This is a genomic window from Marinobacter denitrificans, assembly GCF_008795955.1.
GTDB lineage: Bacteria > Pseudomonadota > Gammaproteobacteria > Pseudomonadales > Oleiphilaceae > Marinobacter > Marinobacter denitrificans.
Genome location: NZ_VMHN01000011.1, coordinates 1 through 15,988, shown reverse-complemented (window position 1 = coordinate 15,988; position 15,988 = coordinate 1). Strand labels below are relative to the sequence as shown.

At 56.6% G+C, this 15,988-nt stretch carries 15 protein-coding genes; 13 read left to right on the top strand and 2 right to left on the bottom strand.

Annotation, left to right across the window (positions count from 1 at the left end; genetic code table 11):
* Positions 1-18: 18 nt before the first annotated feature.
* From FO268_RS20130 to FO268_RS20070, 13 genes are all read left to right on the top strand, one after another.
* Positions 19-1,272: an efflux RND transporter periplasmic adaptor subunit gene (locus FO268_RS20130; protein WP_150995051.1), complete on the top strand. Its 1,254-nt coding sequence runs from the start codon at positions 19-21 to the stop codon at positions 1,270-1,272.
* On the top strand, positions 1,269-4,436 hold the full coding sequence (locus FO268_RS20125) for an efflux RND transporter permease subunit (protein WP_053115208.1): 3,168 nt from the start codon (positions 1,269-1,271) through the stop codon (positions 4,434-4,436). Before FO268_RS20130 ends, FO268_RS20125 begins: the two co-directional genes overlap by 4 nt.
* Positions 4,426-5,862 carry an efflux transporter outer membrane subunit gene (locus tag FO268_RS20120; protein ID WP_150995050.1) on the top strand — a complete coding sequence of 479 codons (1,437 nt, stop codon included), beginning with the start codon at positions 4,426-4,428 and terminating at the stop codon, positions 5,860-5,862. Before FO268_RS20125 ends, FO268_RS20120 begins: the two co-directional genes overlap by 11 nt.
* The gene (locus tag FO268_RS20115; protein WP_150995049.1) at positions 5,846-6,313 is read left to right on the top strand and encodes a GbsR/MarR family transcriptional regulator; all 468 of its coding nucleotides are present in this window, start codon (positions 5,846-5,848) and stop codon (positions 6,311-6,313) included. Before FO268_RS20120 ends, FO268_RS20115 begins: the two co-directional genes overlap by 17 nt.
* 228 nt (positions 6,314-6,541) lie before the next feature.
* Complete coding sequence (locus tag FO268_RS20110) at positions 6,542-7,162, top strand: glutathione S-transferase family protein (protein ID WP_008170341.1); 621 nt, start codon at positions 6,542-6,544, stop codon at positions 7,160-7,162.
* Positions 7,163-7,225: 63 nt separating this feature from the next.
* Positions 7,226-7,894, top strand: a complete 669-nt coding sequence (locus FO268_RS20105; protein WP_150995048.1) for a cupin domain-containing protein — start codon at positions 7,226-7,228, stop codon at positions 7,892-7,894.
* 43 nt (positions 7,895-7,937) lie between these two features.
* The gene (locus FO268_RS20100; protein WP_008170337.1) at positions 7,938-8,504 is read left to right on the top strand and encodes a TetR/AcrR family transcriptional regulator; all 567 of its coding nucleotides are present in this window, start codon (positions 7,938-7,940) and stop codon (positions 8,502-8,504) included.
* Positions 8,505-8,648: 144 nt separating this feature from the next.
* Complete coding sequence (locus FO268_RS20095) at positions 8,649-9,455, top strand: dienelactone hydrolase family protein (RefSeq protein ID WP_150995047.1); 807 nt, start codon at positions 8,649-8,651, stop codon at positions 9,453-9,455.
* An 84-nt stretch (positions 9,456-9,539) separates the two neighbouring features.
* A complete protein-coding gene (locus tag FO268_RS20090) occupies positions 9,540-10,631 on the top strand; it encodes an aldo/keto reductase (protein WP_053115212.1) in 1,092 nt (363 codons plus the stop codon).
* A gap of 139 nt (positions 10,632-10,770) precedes the next feature.
* Positions 10,771-11,385: a MipA/OmpV family protein gene (locus FO268_RS20085; protein WP_158499472.1), complete on the top strand. Its 615-nt coding sequence runs from the start codon at positions 10,771-10,773 to the stop codon at positions 11,383-11,385.
* Positions 11,386-12,236: 851 nt separating this feature from the next.
* Positions 12,237-12,539: a type II toxin-antitoxin system TacA family antitoxin gene (locus tag FO268_RS20080; protein WP_041336904.1), complete on the top strand. Its 303-nt coding sequence runs from the start codon at positions 12,237-12,239 to the stop codon at positions 12,537-12,539.
* Complete coding sequence (locus tag FO268_RS20075; RefSeq protein ID WP_225316914.1) at positions 12,523-13,059, top strand: acetyltransferase; 537 nt, start codon at positions 12,523-12,525, stop codon at positions 13,057-13,059. Before FO268_RS20080 ends, FO268_RS20075 begins: the two co-directional genes overlap by 17 nt.
* A 111-nt stretch (positions 13,060-13,170) precedes the next feature.
* Positions 13,171-13,380 carry an ATP-binding protein gene (locus FO268_RS20070; protein ID WP_075267735.1) on the top strand — a complete coding sequence of 70 codons (210 nt, stop codon included), beginning with the start codon at positions 13,171-13,173 and terminating at the stop codon, positions 13,378-13,380.
* A gap of 282 nt (positions 13,381-13,662) precedes the next feature.
* Here the strand turns inward: FO268_RS20070 and FO268_RS20065 are convergent, their stop codons facing one another.
* Both FO268_RS20065 and FO268_RS20060 read right to left on the bottom strand, forming a co-directional pair.
* Positions 13,663-15,054 carry a diguanylate cyclase domain-containing protein gene (locus FO268_RS20065; RefSeq protein WP_075196032.1) on the bottom strand — a complete coding sequence of 464 codons (1,392 nt, stop codon included), beginning with the start codon at positions 15,052-15,054 and terminating at the stop codon, positions 13,663-13,665.
* 665 nt (positions 15,055-15,719) lie between these two features.
* A partial coding sequence (locus FO268_RS20060; RefSeq protein ID WP_150995046.1) for an ectoine synthase occupies positions 15,720-15,988 on the bottom strand: 269 nt, incomplete at its 5' end.

Sequence of the window (15,988 nt, the reverse complement as noted above, 5' to 3'; positions counted from 1 at the left end):
CATTCAGAGGTTAGCTATATGGAAACAGAGAAGAGTTTGATGGCGCGTCTATTCGGGGTCCGCATGTTGCCAATGTGGATGGCGGCTTTGTTGCTGGCTGGTTGCGACAATTCCCCCGGTCAGGCAAAGGCTGAGAAGTCTGCACCGCCGCCTCCGGAAGTAGGAGTTGTTGAGATGCAGTCGCAGCGTGTGAATCTTTCAATGGAACTGCCGGGCAGAACCGCCGCTTACCGTATCTCGGAGGTGAGGCCGCAAGTCACGGGCATTTTGCAGGAGCGCTTGTTTGAACAAGGCGCCCAGGTCAAAGCAGGTGAGGTCCTCTACCAGATCGACCCCAACCGATACCGTGCTGCCCATCAACGGGCCCAGGCAGAACTGGAGCGCGCACAGGCCGAATTGCGACAGGCGCAGCGGGAGTGGGCACGTACGTCAGACTTGTTTGAGAAGAACGCGGTCAGCAAGCGTCAACGTGATGAAGCGCTATCGGCCTTGGAGGCAGCCCGGGCGGATGTCTCCCGATCCCAGGCGATGCTCGAAACGGCGGGTATCGAGCTGGCGTATACCGAGGTCAAGGCTCCCATCGCCGGGCGCATTGGCCCGACACTGTACACGGAGGGTGCGCTGGTGACCGCCAATCAGCCCCAGGTCCTGGCGCGCGTGGTGCAGCTTGATCCCATGTATGTCGATATTCAGCTACCGGTCGAAAAACTGGCTCGAATTCGGTCGTCTCTGAAGGAGGGCGCTGCTTCTGAGGCCGGCCCAAATGAAGCCGAGACTGTTTTGTTGCGCGAAGACGGTACCGTCTATCCCCACAGAGGTCGCGTTGACGTTACGGATGTTACCGTCAACCAAAGCACGAGTTCCGTCACGGTGAGAGCCGTTTTTCCCAATCCGGACGAAGATCTCCTGCCAGGTATGTATGCGCGCGTTCGTCTGAGTGAGGGAATTCGGGAGAACGCCATTCTGGCGCCGCAGCAGGGCGTGAGCCGTAACCCGCAAGGAGAGGCCACCGCGTTGCTGGTCAACCCGGAGGGTGAAGTTGTCGCCCGCCAGTTAGAGGCAGAGCGGGCCATTGGCGCTTTCTGGCTGGTGGAAAAGGGGCTGGAACCGGGGGATCGCCTCATCGTCTCCGGTCTGCAAAAGGTTCGGCCTGGAGCCAAGGTGAAGCCGGTTGCCGCAGATATTCCATTACATCCCCCCCAAAACCAGCAAGCCAGTGGCACGAATAATCCGAAGAAGAACGCCTCCGACGACGAGGGCACCGCGCAATGATTAATTTCTTTATTTCCAGGCCCGTTTTTTCCTGGGTTCTGGCCATTGTCGCCATGCTGGCGGGTATCATGGCGATCTTCGTTTTGCCGGTCCAGCGATACCCGTCGGTGGCGCCGCCGGCGGTGGAAATTCAGGCCGATTATCCTGGTGCCTCGGCGGACACAGTGTCCAATACGGTGGTTCAGGTCATTGAACAAGAGATGACCGGCCTCGACAATCTGCTTTATATGGGGTCGACAGCGGATTCCTCAGGCCACGCTACGGTTACTCTCACCTTTGCGGCGGGCACCGATCCGGACATTGCCCAGGTCCAGGTGCAGAACAAGCTCAAACTGGCGGAGCCGCGACTCCCGGAAGTGGTGCGCCAGCAGGGGATCAGCGTTGAGAAATCCAGCACCAGCTTTCTGATGGTAATGGCATTCGTCTCTACCGACGGTCGCCTCAGCAAGCTGGATATCGCCGATTTTATCAGCTCCGAGTTAGCCGAACCCATTGGACGGGTAACAGGTATCGGCAGCGTGCAGGTTTTCGGCTCTGAATATGCGATGCGGATTTGGCTGGACCCTTCGGCGTTGACCAATTACGGCCTGACCGTCGCCGACGTGAGCGCCGCCATCGAGGCGCAAAACGCCCAGGTCACCGCCGGCCAGCTCGGCGGGCTGCCCGCGGTCGAGGGCCAGCAGCTCAATGCCACGGTCACCGCCCAGACCTTGCTCACCTCAACCGAAGAGTTCCGCAACATCCTGCTCAAGAGTATGCCCGACGGGTCCCGGGTGCGCCTGGGTGATGTTGCCCGCGTTGAGCTGGGCGGCGGTGCAGTCCAGATTGACACTTTCTACGATGGCGAACCGGCTGCCGGACTTGGCATCAATCTGGCGCCGGGTGCCAACTCGCTTGCGGTCACAGAGGCTGTTAAAGCGCGGCTCCAGGAGCTCGAGCCCTATTTTCCCGAAGGGGTGGAAATTCGGTATCCCTACCAGACGGCCCCTTTCGTGGAGGCCTCCATCGACGCGGTGGTCACAACCATCATCGAGGCAATCGCCCTGGTGGTCCTGGTCATGCTCGTATTTCTCCAGAGTTGGCGGGCTACCCTGATACCAGCGATCGCAATCCCGGTGGTGCTGCTGGGCACCTTTGCGATCATGGCGGCCTTCGGCTTTTCCATCAACATGCTCACTCTCTTCGGTCTCGTATTGGCGATCGGCCTTCTGGTGGATGACGCCATCGTGGTGGTGGAGAACGTCGAGCGGGTGATGCATGAGGACGGCCTGGGCCCGATGGAGGCGACGCGTAAGTCCATGGGGCAGATTGCCAGCGCGCTGATTGGCATCGGTGTGGTGCTGTCTGCTGTTTTTATTCCGATGGCCTTCTTTCCGGGCTCCACGGGGGCAATCTATCGACAGTTTTCTTTGAGTATTGCCGGTGCCATGGTGCTTTCGGTGCTGGTGGCTCTGATTCTGAGCCCCATGCTGTGTGGTCGGATACTCAAGCCCACGCACGAAAGAACCTTGCTGCAAAAGCTGTTCGGCTGGTTTGAAGCAGGCCTGGGGCGGCTGACCCGGGGCTATGTCCGGCTGGTTGGCCATACGGCGCGCCACGCCTGGCTCTACACATTGGCGTTCCTGGGCATCGTCGTCCTGGTGGCCGTTCTCTTTGTGCGGTTGCCCGGCGGGTTCCTGCCCGCGGAGGACCAGGGATTTGCCGTGGTGCAGTATCAGTTGCCCGCCGGTGCGACCCAGCAGCGCACAATCGATACCATTGAGGTTATCGAAGATTACTTTATGGAGCAGGATGAGGTGCAGGGCCTCTTCACAATCGCTGGTTTCAGCTTCGCTGGCCGGGCGCAGAACGCGGGACTGGCGTTCGTCAATCTCAAGCCATGGAGTGAGCGCGATCCCGAGACGCAAAGCGCCGGCGCCATCATTCAGCGGGCGAACCGGGCGCTTGCCGGGCTGGTGCGTGATGGGCGGGCTTTTGCTTTCAACCTGCCACCGATACCGGCATTGGGGCGGGCCCTGGGCTTTGAGTTGCGTTTACAGGATCGGGGTGCCATCGGGCATGAAGCGCTCATGGCAGCGCAAGGTCAATTGTTGCAGTTGGCGGCCGAAAGCCCCGTGCTGACGAGTGTGCGCCCCAACGGTTTGGCGGACAATCCCCGCTACAAAGTGGACATTGATCACGAAAAGGCACAGGCCCTTGGCATAGAGTTGTCCGAGATCAGTCGACTTCTGTCGGTGACCTGGGGCTCGCAATACGTTAACGATTTTCTCCATGAGGGGCGGGTCAAGCGAGTCTATGTTCAGGGTGATGCCCCTTTCCGGATGCTGCCTGAGGATTTTGAGGCGTGGTATCTGCGAGCCGGTAACGGAGAGATGACCCCGTTGAGCGAAGTGACGAACGGACGCTGGGAGTATGGCTCACCGCGCCTTGAGCGTTTCAACGGTGTTCCGTCCCGCCAGATTCAGGGTGAGCCGGCACCGGGGTACAGTACCGGTGAGGCCATGGCGGAGGTCGAACGTTTGATCGCTCAACTCCCGGACGGTGTGGCCGGAGCCTGGAGCGGCCTGTCCTATCAGGAGCGCCAGGCCGGTGCCCAGGCATCCCTGCTTTACGCGCTGTCGGCACTGGTGGTGTTTCTGGCGCTCGCCGCGCTCTACGAAAGTTGGACGATACCCATTTCCGTGATGCTGGCGGTGCCATTGGGCGTACTCGGGGCGGTACTTGCAGCGATGGTTCGCGGGCTTCCTAACGACGTCTTCTTCCAGGTTGGCATTCTGACCACCGTTGGTGTGACTGCGCGCAACGCTATACTTCTGGTGGAGTTCGCCCGAACACTCGAGGAGCAGGGAATGAAGCTGATTGAGGCAACCAAGGAAGCGGCGCGAGTGCGCTTGAGGCCGATTCTGATGACATCGGTTGCTTTCGGCATGGGTGTGTTGCCGCTTGCTTTCGCCAGTGGAGCCGGTGCAACCACCCGTATTGCGATAGGAACGGCGGTTCTCGGCGGCATGATTTCGGCAACGATACTGGCGACGTTCTTTATTCCACTGTTCTATGTGGTCGTCCGCCGTATCACGGATTTTCTGAGTGGCTCCAGAGACCAGGATGCCTCGGCTGCGGCCGCTCCCGGACGTGCAGACGGAGGTGTGGCTGATGATCGTTAAGGTATTGCTGGCCACTGTGATTGCTTTGTCACTTGGTGGCTGCTCACTCGCGCCGACTGTTGAGAAACCCGAGCCGTCGGTGCCGGAAAACTGGTCTTCCGCACGACTTTCGGCGGACGAGAAACTCCCCCTGGATTGGTGGCGTGGCTTTGGCGATCCGGCGCTTGTCACCCTTGTTGAAGAGGCGCTTGGTGCCAACAGCGACCTGCAACTTGCTGCTGCCCGGGTCGCCGAGGCGCGGGCGCTCCTTACCGGCCAGCAGGCGGAACAATATCCGCTTCTGGAGGTAGAGGGCTCTGCGGTGCGCCAGGGGCCGAGTGAGGAGGTTGTCAACAGTGCTGGTGGTGGTCAACCCTTTAACGATATCCAGGTCGGTGGGGTGCTATCGTACGAGCTGGATCTTTGGGGGCGACTTGCGAATGCCAGCGAAGCAGCCCGGGCACGGCTTCTGGCCAGTGCAGCGAATCGCGAGGCCGTCCGACTAGCCGTGATTGGTGAGGTGGCCAATGGTTACTTCAATTTGCGTGCGCTTGATCGTCAGATCGACATCGCGGAACGCACCGTGTCATCCCGCCGCGAATCGGTCGCCCTGCAACGGGCCCGGTCCGAAGGAGGCGAAGTTAACGAATTGATCCTGCGGCAGGCTGAAGCCGAGCTTGCAGCCGCTGAATCCGAACTTCCGAGGCTTCGCCAGCAGCACACCCTTCAGCGAAACGCCTTGGCAGTGCTTCTGGGGCGAGATCCACAACAGATTGTACGGAGTGATATTTCCGTAGCAGATACCATTGATGAGATGAATGTTCCGGCCAGAATCCCTGCCGGACGGCCCGCGGACCTCATGGTCCGGCGACCTGATATTGCTGCAGCTGAACAGGAATTGATAGCGACCAATGCCGAAATCGGTGTTGCCCGGGCGGCGTTCCTGCCCAGGATTTCGTTTGAGGGGCTGCTGGGCCTGCGAAGTGCGTCCGGTGGCGACTTGTTCCAGGGCTCCGCATCCACTTGGCAGTTGGGCGGCTCGTTAGTCGGCCCGTTGCTGGACTTCGGGCGATCCGAGGCACTGGTCAATCAGGCGGAGGCGCGTCAACGCCAGGCCCTGATTGCGTATCGTCAGGCCATTCAGGTGGCGTTTCGGGAGGTGCTCGACGCTATGGCCGGGGTGCGTGGTACCGAAGAGCGCTTGGAAGCGCAGGCTCGGCAGGTAGCAGCACTGCGAAGCACGACTAAACTTGCGAGATTGCGCTTTGAGGGTGGCGCGTCCAGTTATCTGGAGGTGCTGGACGCTGAACGAAGCCTATTTACAACCGAACTTGATCTCGTGGAAACGCGGCGCGATCAATTGCAGTCGACGGTTAATTTGTATCGGGCTCTTGGCGGGGGTTGGCAGAGTTCATTACAATCTTCTGATTATGAAAACACTTACTGATTCAGACAGGCGTTTTATTGAGCGCCTCGGTCTTCAGGCTCAATCTGAAGGCTTTTCCCGGATCGCCGGGCAACTCTGGGCGACACTTATCGTGTCGGATGGTCCGGTCAGCTCATCGCAGCTTGTGGATACGTTGCGTGTCAGTAAGGCGAGCGTCAGTACGAATACGTGCTTTCTTGAAAGGCTCGGTATTGTTGAACGTCGAACAATGCCGGGTGAGCGCCAGGATTTTTTCGCAATTCGTCCCCATCCTTATGCTGCCTTGGTGGAAGGGCAGATAAAACGGCTCGAGGCCAGAAAGGAGGTGATCGCCGAAGCCAAGGCAACCATTACCAATGAACAAACGCTTGCCAAGCTGTCTGACCTGGATCAGTTCTACACCCTGTATTATGAGAGCTCCAAAGACCTTCTGAAACAGCTGAAATCTCAAATCCACGAACATAAAACATAATAAACGCACAGGAGTAACCTTGAGTTTCATCCGGGCCTGAATGAAACGCTGGCTATATCGGAGCAACCCTCGACGGTGTTACAGCGAGGAGGCCTGGACCGTTCTCACCGTTTGGAATGTCTTGTCAACGGCTCAAAACAAAGCAGGCTCGTCAATTTGCCTCTTGCAAACCTACCTACTGATAGGTAAATTAAGTGTCGTATGCTTAATGACCAACAGAGGTAATCAATGAAAATCTACGATATCGAAGGCTTCCCGAACCCGCTCCGCGTTCGCATCGCTCTGGCAGAAAAAGGCGCAACAAACCAGGTGGAATTCGTCCCGGTCGATGTCATGGGCGGCGAGCACCGTTCCGAGGCGTTCAAGACGAAAAACCCGGATGCCACCGTGCCCATGCTGGAACTTGACGACGGCACCTGCATCGCCCAGTGCAATGCCATCACCGAATATATCGACGGCGTCTTTGATGGTCCGTCCCTTATGGGTACAACCCCAGCGGAGCGTGCCCGTATCGCAATGATGAATCTGCGGGCAGAAAACGGTCTGATGAATGCCGTGGGTGCCTATTTCCATCACGCGACCCCCGGGCTTGGTCCGGATCTGGAAACCTGGCAGTGTGCTGAATGGGGTAATAAACAGAAAGAAATTGCCAGCGCAACCATGACCTATCTTGACAGCGTTCTGGCGGACAATGAGTTTCTCGCAGGCGACAGCTTCTCGGTCGCAGACATCACCGCCTTTGCCGGCCTGGGGTTTGCGGATTTCGCGAAGGTGGACATTCCCGAGTCCCTGACCAATCTCCAGGCCTGGCGCGCAAAAGTCGCAGCCCGTCCTTCAATTGCCGGGTAATCCGAAACCTTCGGATTTAATGTAAGCGCTGAAAACATGAAGGGCACAAAAGGGAGGAATATCATGGAGATTAATGCAGATTTCTCCAAACCGGTGGTTATGCATTCCGACCAGATTGAATGGCAGCCCTCGCCCATGAAAGGGGTGGAGCGGCGCATGCTGGACCGGATCGGGGACGAAGTTGCCCGCGCCACGACCATCGTGCGTTATGCGCCGGGCAGTCATTTCTCGGCGCATACCCATACCGGTGGAGAAGAATTCATCGTACTCGATGGCGTGTTCCAGGACGAGCACGGTGACTTCCCTGCTGGCACCTACGTGCGCAACCCCCCAACCACGTCACATATTCCGGGCTCTGAAACGGGCTGCACGATATTTGTGAAACTGTGGCAGTTCGACCTGGCCGACCGCACCCAGTTCAGCAAGAATATGGAGGCCGAGCGGGGCGCCTCAGAGGGCGGCGTTGCCACCGCAAAGCTGCATGAGGACGATCGTGAGATCGTGACCTACAGCCAGCTCGATGCGGGGGCGACACTGACCTCTGAGGCGCCCGGCGGAATCGAACTGCTGGTGGTCGAAGGTTCGGCTATCAGGGATGGCGAGGTGCTGGCCAGGCATGACTGGCTGCGCCTCCCTGAAGGACACAGGTTGTCCGTGACGGCCGGGGACGACGGCGCCAAGATCTGGATGAAAACGGGGCACCTGCGATTTGCCGGGGCGCCGAGGGTATAAGCCCGGCAATAGCGGGATTGAAAAGGCAGACAGGTGAATAACCATGAACCGTGATACCAGAACAGCCCTGATGGATCTTGCCGAGCACACCGTCCGGTCACGGGGCTTTGACGGGTTCAGCTACGCGGATCTGGCCGAGGCCATCGGCATTCGAAAGGCCTCGATCCATTATCATTTCCCCACCAAGGCGAAGCTCTCCGAAGCCCTGATCGAGCGCTATCAGACCAGTCTGCAGCAGGGTCTGACCGAGATAGACGCAGCCCATGCCAGCGCTGGCGCGCGCCTCAAGGCACTCATTGCCCTGTACCGCGGGGCGTTGCATGATGGCCAGACCGTGTGTCTGTGCGTTGCCTTTTCGACCTGCCGCGAAAGCCTGTCCGACACCGTCATTGCCAGAGTCGGCGCCGTTCGCGCAATGGTTCTGCAGTGGATTACGGCAACGTTTGAACTGGGACAAAGGGATGGATCCGTCTCGGCCATCCTGGGTCCCGCCGATGAAGCGCAGGCGACCCTGGCGATGCTGGAAGGGGCCCACCTTGCCGCGCGCACCGAAGAAGACCTCGCCGTGTTTGATGCCGCAACGCGACTGCTGCGCGCCCGCTGCCAGTAACGACGGGACAGGAATCGCGCTTTGAGCGAGCGATTAAATTCGTGTTCGCTCACCCGGCGACATTTCCTGTGAGCTTTGGTCGATGTCTACCCGTACATAATCGCTACGCAAATTGACTCATAACGAGCGAAAAGGAGCAAACAGATGATGAGCACCCTGAAAACAGCACTGGCAGCAGCCACGCTGTCACTCACTGTTGCAAGTACGCAGGTACTGGCAGAAACGCAAACCAGAACCATCGAGTATCAAGTCGGCGACGAGACCTTCACCGGCTACATGGCCTGGGATGATGAATTCGGGCAAAAGCGTCCGGGCGTTCTGGTGGTCCATGAATGGTGGGGGCACAATGAATTTGCCCGGAATCAGGCAGAACGGCTTGCTTCAGCCGGCTATACGGCGTTGGCGCTGGATATGTATGGCTCTGGCAAACAAGCCGACCATCCCGATACCGCCCAGAAGTTCATGCAGGAAGCCACCCGGGACATGAGCCAGGTCAAGGCGCGCTTCATGAAGGCGATGGACATCCTGAAGAACCACGAAAGTGTTGATGCGTCCCGCATTGCTGCACAGGGTTACTGCTTTGGCGGTGCCGTCGTTCTCAACATGGCGCGCATGGGCGTCGATCTGGACGGCGTTGTCAGCTTCCACGGCGCGCTCGGCAGCCCCCTCACGGCTGAACCCGGGTCCGTGAAAGCCAGGATCCAGGTGTACACCGGCGGTGCCGACAAGCTGGTCCCCTCGGATCAGGTCGCGGGCCTGGTCAAGGAGATGCAGGATGCCGAAGTCGACCTTACACTGGTGAGCTTCCCCGGCGTGCTGCACTCATTCACCAACCCGGGCGCCGACAAGATCGCCGAAAAGTTTGGTATGCCGGTTGGTTATGACGAAGAGGCTGCCAGCCGTTCCTGGGATGGCACCATGCGTTTCTACAAGGCCATCTTCACCCAGTAACACAAGCGAGTGCAAACAAACCGAAACCGGCAGTATTTACAGTGAATTCTGGAACACCAACCGAAAAGCATGATGAGGTGCAACATGGCAACTGAGAGTTTACCACTGTTCGATGGAGACAATCGTCCAGACTATAAGTCGCTGGGCAACTCGGGACTGTTCGTATCCGAACTGTGCCTGGGCACCATGACCTTCGGCGGCGATGAGGACATCTGGGGCCTGATCGGCCAGTTGCAGCAGGAACAGGCCGACGAACTCGTGAAGATCGCTCTGGAGGCGGGGATCAACTTTATCGATACCGCCAACATCTATGGTTTCGGCGCCAGTGAGCGCATCGTCGGCCAGTCCCTGAAGAATCTCGGCGTTCGCCGCGAAGATGTGGTGCTGGCGACCAAGGTGCTTGGCCCTATGGGGGCTGGCCCCAATGCCCGTGGTGCTTCCCGCGGCCATATAATGAGCGAATGCAAGGCGAGCCTGGCGCGCCTGCAAACGGATTATATTGACCTGTACCAGATCCACGGTTTTGACCCGGCCACGCCGATCGAGGAAACCCTGGAGGCACTGAACACCCTGGTGCAGCAAGGCCATGTGCGTTACGTGGGCCTGTCCAACTGGGCCGCCTGGCAAGTGATGAAAGCCATCGGCATCACCCGGGCCCGCAACCTGTGCCCGATCATATCCATGCAAGCCTACTACACCCTCGTAGGTCGCGACCTGGAGCGGGATATTATTCCGATGCTGGAATCTGAGAACGTCGGTCTGATGGTGTGGAGCCCACTGGCCGGGGGTTACCTGTCCGGTAAATACGAGGGGCCGGACGTTTCCGAAGAAAACCGGCGCGCCAAGTTTGACTTTCCGCCCGTCAACCGCGAGCGGGGCAGCGAAGTCATCAAGGTTATGCGGGAGGTTGCCGATGGCAAGCAGATCGACGGCGAACCGGTCAATGTGGCACAGATTGCCCTGTCATGGCTGCTACACCAGAAGCCTGTGACCAGCATCATCGTTGGCGCCAAGCGGCCCGAGCAGCTCAGGGACAATATCCGCGCGGCCCAAATCCGCTTGTCCGACGATGAACTGGTAGCCCTGGATGGAGTCAGCCGCCTGCCCGAGGAGTACCCTGGCTGGATGATGAAGATGATGGCGGGGTACCGGGATCCGGTAAAGCCGGGAGAATGATGTCGCCAATTGATATCACGGGTAGCCGCGCCGCTCTGGTGCGGCTACCGGGGGAGGAGAGCATGAATATATTGTAAAACGCAGAAGCGCATGCCCACTGATCGCTGCATTGTATTTGCTGGCTGTTGCAGCGCCAAGCGTGGCAGGCGAAGAATGGGAAACCAGTCTCTGGGCCGGTGCGCTCTATGCTTCTGATTACCTGGGCAGTGATGACTACGAAACCCGGGCCTTGCCGATACTGAGGCTGAGCTATGGCGATCGTTTCTATTTTAATTTAACGTTCGCGATGGGCTGGAATGCTATTCGCCAAAGCAATTGGCGGGTCTCACCCTTCATTGGCTATACAGCAGGGCGTGACAATGATAATGATCTTCAATTACTGGAAAAGGTTGATGGCGGCGCCATTGCCGGTCTACGCATTGCCTGCGCTGATAATGCCTGGTCCTACAGCGCCACCGCACAGACACCCTTTACCGGCGACGTAAATGGTTATCAATTGGCGTTCAAGGCGCAATGGCGCGATCAACTCAGTGAGAAATGGTCCGCTTCCTTCGGACCAAGCCTGACATACAGCAGTGAAGACTGGACCGAAGACATGTTTGGTATTTCCCCGAGCGAAAGTGTCCGGTCTGGCCTGAGTACCTACAGCCCTGATGGCTACTTTCGTTTTGGTTTGACCGGCAGCCTTAGGGAGTTTCTGTACAACTCTCCGAGACGATGGCGTGGGCTAGGGGGACTACCTGGAGCCACTTAGCTACCTGATTTTCCTGAAAATGGCGGATGAGTACAGCAAGCCGCCCTACAGTCGCGATGTGGCGGTCCCGGAGTAGTACAGCTGGCAGTCGCTCACCCGTAAGAAGGGGGCTGAGCTCGAAGTGTTGTATGTTGAGCTATTGCGTGAATTGGGCAGGCAGACCGGAATGCTTGGGCAGATCTTCACCAAGGCTCAAAACAAGATTCAGGACCCGGCCAAGTTGTACGGGGCGGTCCATTGATGAAAAAAACGCTCGCCGCAAAATTATGAGTTGCGCTTGAGCACGCCGGAGCGAGCCATGCGGCTCGTGAAAAGCAAGCGTTTGTGAGAGCTTTCAGTGAACTGACGCTCAAGGGGCAAGCGAAATTACTGGCGACGTTCAGCGGAAAGCTCAAATGGGCAAAACAAGTTCTGGAGTAACCCAGTGGCGAAGCCGTTTCTGTTAACGCTCAATACCCAAGACCCTCAACCTGAAGTTCTGGATTCTGGTCAGTTGTACTGACTCGGGCATAGCCTCTGGGGCTGGTCCACCTTTAGCAACATGGTTTTTGCTTCTATGTTGTGCAATAGGGTTTCGCAACATCTGATAGTGAATTTCCGGCAACTTAACCGGCTTTTTTCTGAGTGTTGCGAAAACAACTGTTTTTGCAACGTCATTGAGCAATAAGGTTTGAGTGAAGCTTGGTCGAGCTTCCAATTGACATCCGGTTTTGATTAGCCGATAGTGTAGGTACGGTGATTTGCCGTACGGTATGACATTTTAAGTTGCCAGCCAGTAAAACAGTAAAAACGGAAAACACTAAAACAGAGGGTTTGGTCGATTGGCCGGCCCGTTGAAAGAGGGATACCGCATGTCAAAGACAAGCGCGCGGCTGGATTTAAGAATTGATCCAGCGATCAAAGAATTGGCGGCGCGCGCTTCAGCTCTGACCGGGAGTCACAGTCTGTCGGAGTTTGTCATTCAAGCCATCCGAGAGAAGTCGGCTCGCGTGATCGAGGAAGCCGAAGTGTATCGGCTGAATAGTCAGTCGTTTGATGCTTTTGTAGCAGCCTGCGAGGCAGCTCCAGCGCCGAACGAGGCTTTGCTGAGCGCGAAACGTCGCCGTAACAAAAGGATAGAAAACGGTGACCTTGAGGTTGGAACCATTAGATAAGAAGTCCCATGACAGGAAATCGTTTGATTGTGGACTGGAACGGGTAAATGAGTTCCTTTGGCGCGAAGCACGCAATCAGATGGCCAAGAAAATTAATCGTACCTGGGTGTTGGTGGACGATGAGCCCGCCAGTGTGTTGCCGGCTCCGGTTCTGGGTTATTTCACCCTGACCAGCGCCACCGTGGTGCGTGACGAGCTACCAGATCAGGAGACTCGTAGTCGGTATCCTGCCTATCCCATTCCAGTGATCAAGCTGGCGTGGTTAGGTGTTGATAGCAGGCTACACAGCTCAGAGCGCCGACTCGGTGAAACGATTCTTCTTGAAGCTCTGGAAGAGGCGTACCGGATTGTTCAGTACAGTGGCATGGGAATAGCGGTAGTAACGGATCCGCTTACCCAGGAAAGTGACCGCTTTTTTAGGCGTTACGGTTTCCTGCCAATGGGAAGGCAATTCGGAGAGCTACAGTCTCTCTACTTACCTATGGGCACAATTGGTCAGCTGATTGATCCTCCATCTTGAGGATGATACTGGCTTCAAATAGCTGTATCGGTGCTCTGATACGACTATTTCCATTTCCTCAGACTTAAGGGTTTACATTCGTATGAAAACGATTGGTGGCAGGCCGCGGTCATCATTTGTTTCTGGCTGTTCCAGCTGATCAACAGCCTTTACGAATACCGGTCCATCATCCTGACCACCAACAAGGACTTCACCAGTTGGGGCGAGTTCTTCCACGACGACAACGTGGTGGTGCCGATCATTGACCGGGTTATCCACCATTCACACATCTTTATACTGGGAGGGGAAAGCTATCGACCGAAGCAGAAATCTACAAGCTAGACTATGAAAGGTGGGTCAATTTTATTGGCCAAAGGTGGGTCAAAATAAATGGCCATTGACATCTTAATGCATTCGAAAAGACACGGCCTGTTGACGAAAAGGGGCAGATCACTCGTGATCCCGACACAAAATTAAGATGTCCCGTTTCTTGAAATTCCTCCAGACTATGTTTTAAAGGCTATTGTGGCTCACGTCTCAGGTGTTTTTCATTGGGGGAGCCCGAGTGGTTTGGATGACGGGTTTAGGGCGACGTGTTGCCCGGTCTTTCGTCGTCCATCATGCCTAGCTGTAAAAATAAAAGTCGTTTTTTTTCCTCTGTTTCACGGCATACATGGCCATGTCTGCCCGCTCTACCAGCGTTTCCGCCCCAGCCCCGTCTTCAGGGTACATTGCAATCCCGATGCTGGTTCCGATAGAGACACAAAGGTCGGTGCCCTCAAGCTGAAAAGGGGTTTCGAGTGAGTTCAGAAGTTTGCGTGCGACCGTTGCGGCGTCCTTTTTTTCGTTAAGAGAGGGCAACAGGACCGTAAATTCATCACCACCATAGCGGGCAAGGGTATCCCCCTCTCGCAGACAATGTGTCAGACCGGCGGCGACTTTTTGCAACAGCTGATCGCCAACCCCATGCCCGTATGTATCATTTACCGCTTTGAAATCGTTCAGGTCGATAAAAAGCACGGCAAGCTTCTGCGCATTTCGGCTCGCCTGACTGACAGCCAAGGTAAGCCGGTCCATAAACAGGCTCCTATTTGGCAGGCCGGTCAGTGTATCGTGAGAGGCACGAAACTCCATCAATGCCAATGTCCGTTTGTGCTCCGTGATGTCCCGCACAATGCCCAAAAAAGGGGGCCTCGCTGGAGGGGGCTTTGCATAAGTTAGCGCGGTGTTAGCCTTAAGCGGAGAGACAACTGTAATGTCACAGTCCAGGTAACCGATCCCTCCATGGTATGTTTTAAGCTTGATCTCTTGGGTTACTGACTCTCCCACCTCGTTCTTACCAAATAACAGTGGAAGCTTAGCGATGTCACCCTCATGAACGAGCTGAGAAAACGGTTGGCCAATCAGCTCCTCCGCCGATAATCCCAAGAGGCTCTCGGAGTGATGATTCAGATAGTTGATGCACTTGCGCTCATCCAGTGAAAAAACCAGATCCGGAAGATGATCAAGTGTGTGCTTGCAAAACTCGCCCGTTAGGGGGTTAGACCAACCCGTAGTCGCCTTAGAACGGGCCTGCCTTCGTTCCAAAACCGTGCCGCCGACAGCCCGAATTAATTCATCTACATCGTAGGGCTTTCTTAGATAATCGCAGGCACCCAGCTTGAATGCTTGCCTGACGATGCGATAGTCGGAATGCCCGCTGATAATGATGACCGGAGCGTCAACGCCCGTTTCTTTCAACCAGGCCATGATCTCTAAACCGCTCTTTCCAGGCATGCGGATATCCAACAAAACCAGATCATAGGCATTCTCTCGTAATCGCTGGCAGACGGCGTCGCCATCCTCGGCACCGTCAACCTCGAACCCCTTGTCACGCAATATCGAGCATAAACTGTTAAGCAACCGCGGCTCATCGTCACCAATGAGCAGCCGCCCCAAACACTCTGAAGTTTCGCCGGTGACGTGGGGAGTTATATCAACGTCATCACTGACGGAGTTTTCGCTGTAGTATTGCAAGATGGACACCAGTATGTCGGAGCAAGGGATTTGCTCCGATGATCAACCCGATCATAATAAAGTGTACATTTTGACCTCACTAAAAAGCCTGAAGTCATCATATCCCGCTTTTGGCCGCAGAGATGAAATGCGTTCATAAATTGCAGGTTAAGAAAGCCCCGATACAACAACCACGCCCCTGATCTACAGCGGAAAGTCAGTTTGAAGAGACGCACTGAGCGCTTTGGTTAGTTCGCTCGGTAAACCAATGGCTTATTGATCGTCTGCCACTAATCTCCAGGTGGTTACTTCCGCCGTTGAGATCCCTTCATTTTTGAAAACGCGCTTTACAGAAGCTTGCACGGGCCCATGTCACAATGTGAAATTATTGGACGTGTATGGACCCCCTCCTCTATTGCGGTGGTGGCTACCTCTGTGGAAACTCTGTTTAACGTACTTGTGTGCTTCCGTTAGCGCCTTCACATGCTAGCCGCAGCCATGCTGTGGTCATAGCCCATCTCATTATGTACCAGTGCCCAGGCGCAGGCCGGACAAACGTGCCAGTGGTGGCGCCACCAAGATCGGGGCTCGCTGATAAGGGCGTGCCAGCCAAAGCAACACCGCCACCGGCAGCAGGCGCGCTGGCGGTGTGCCAGCGGTCAGATCAGCCGCCCTATCAGGGCGGATCAGTTATCGCTGGTGTCCGCCAGGTAGGCGCCGTCCTCGTCATGGACTTCCTGGCCGGTCACCGGCGGGTTGAAGGCGCAGATCAGGCGCATGTCCTCGGTACCACCGTACAGAGTGTGCTTGTCATGGTTGTCCAGGGCGTAGAGGGTACCGTCGGTAATCTCGTGAACTTCACCCGTGGCGAGGTCCTTGATGCGCCCGTTACCGGCAACGCAGTAAACGGCTTCCAGGTGGTGCTTGTACCAGAAAGTGTGCTCGGAGCCTGCCT

Excerpts from the sequence above, each read along its gene's own strand:
- FO268_RS20130 (WP_150995051.1), top strand. The coding sequence starts at position 19 with ATGGAAACAGAGAAGAGTTTGATGGCGCGTCTATTCGGGGTCCGCATG.
- FO268_RS20125 (WP_053115208.1), top strand. The coding sequence starts at position 1,269 with ATGATTAATTTCTTTATTTCCAGGCCCGTTTTTTCCTGGGTTCTGGCC.
- FO268_RS20120 (WP_150995050.1), top strand. The coding sequence starts at position 4,426 with ATGATCGTTAAGGTATTGCTGGCCACTGTGATTGCTTTGTCACTTGGT.
- FO268_RS20115 (WP_150995049.1), top strand. The coding sequence starts at position 5,846 with ATGAAAACACTTACTGATTCAGACAGGCGTTTTATTGAGCGCCTCGGT.
- FO268_RS20110 (WP_008170341.1), top strand. The coding sequence starts at position 6,542 with ATGAAAATCTACGATATCGAAGGCTTCCCGAACCCGCTCCGCGTTCGC.
- FO268_RS20105 (WP_150995048.1), top strand. The coding sequence starts at position 7,226 with ATGGAGATTAATGCAGATTTCTCCAAACCGGTGGTTATGCATTCCGAC.
- FO268_RS20100 (WP_008170337.1), top strand. The coding sequence starts at position 7,938 with ATGAACCGTGATACCAGAACAGCCCTGATGGATCTTGCCGAGCACACC.
- FO268_RS20095 (WP_150995047.1), top strand. The coding sequence starts at position 8,649 with ATGATGAGCACCCTGAAAACAGCACTGGCAGCAGCCACGCTGTCACTC.
- FO268_RS20090 (WP_053115212.1), top strand. The coding sequence starts at position 9,540 with ATGGCAACTGAGAGTTTACCACTGTTCGATGGAGACAATCGTCCAGAC.
- FO268_RS20080 (WP_041336904.1), top strand. The coding sequence starts at position 12,237 with ATGTCAAAGACAAGCGCGCGGCTGGATTTAAGAATTGATCCAGCGATC.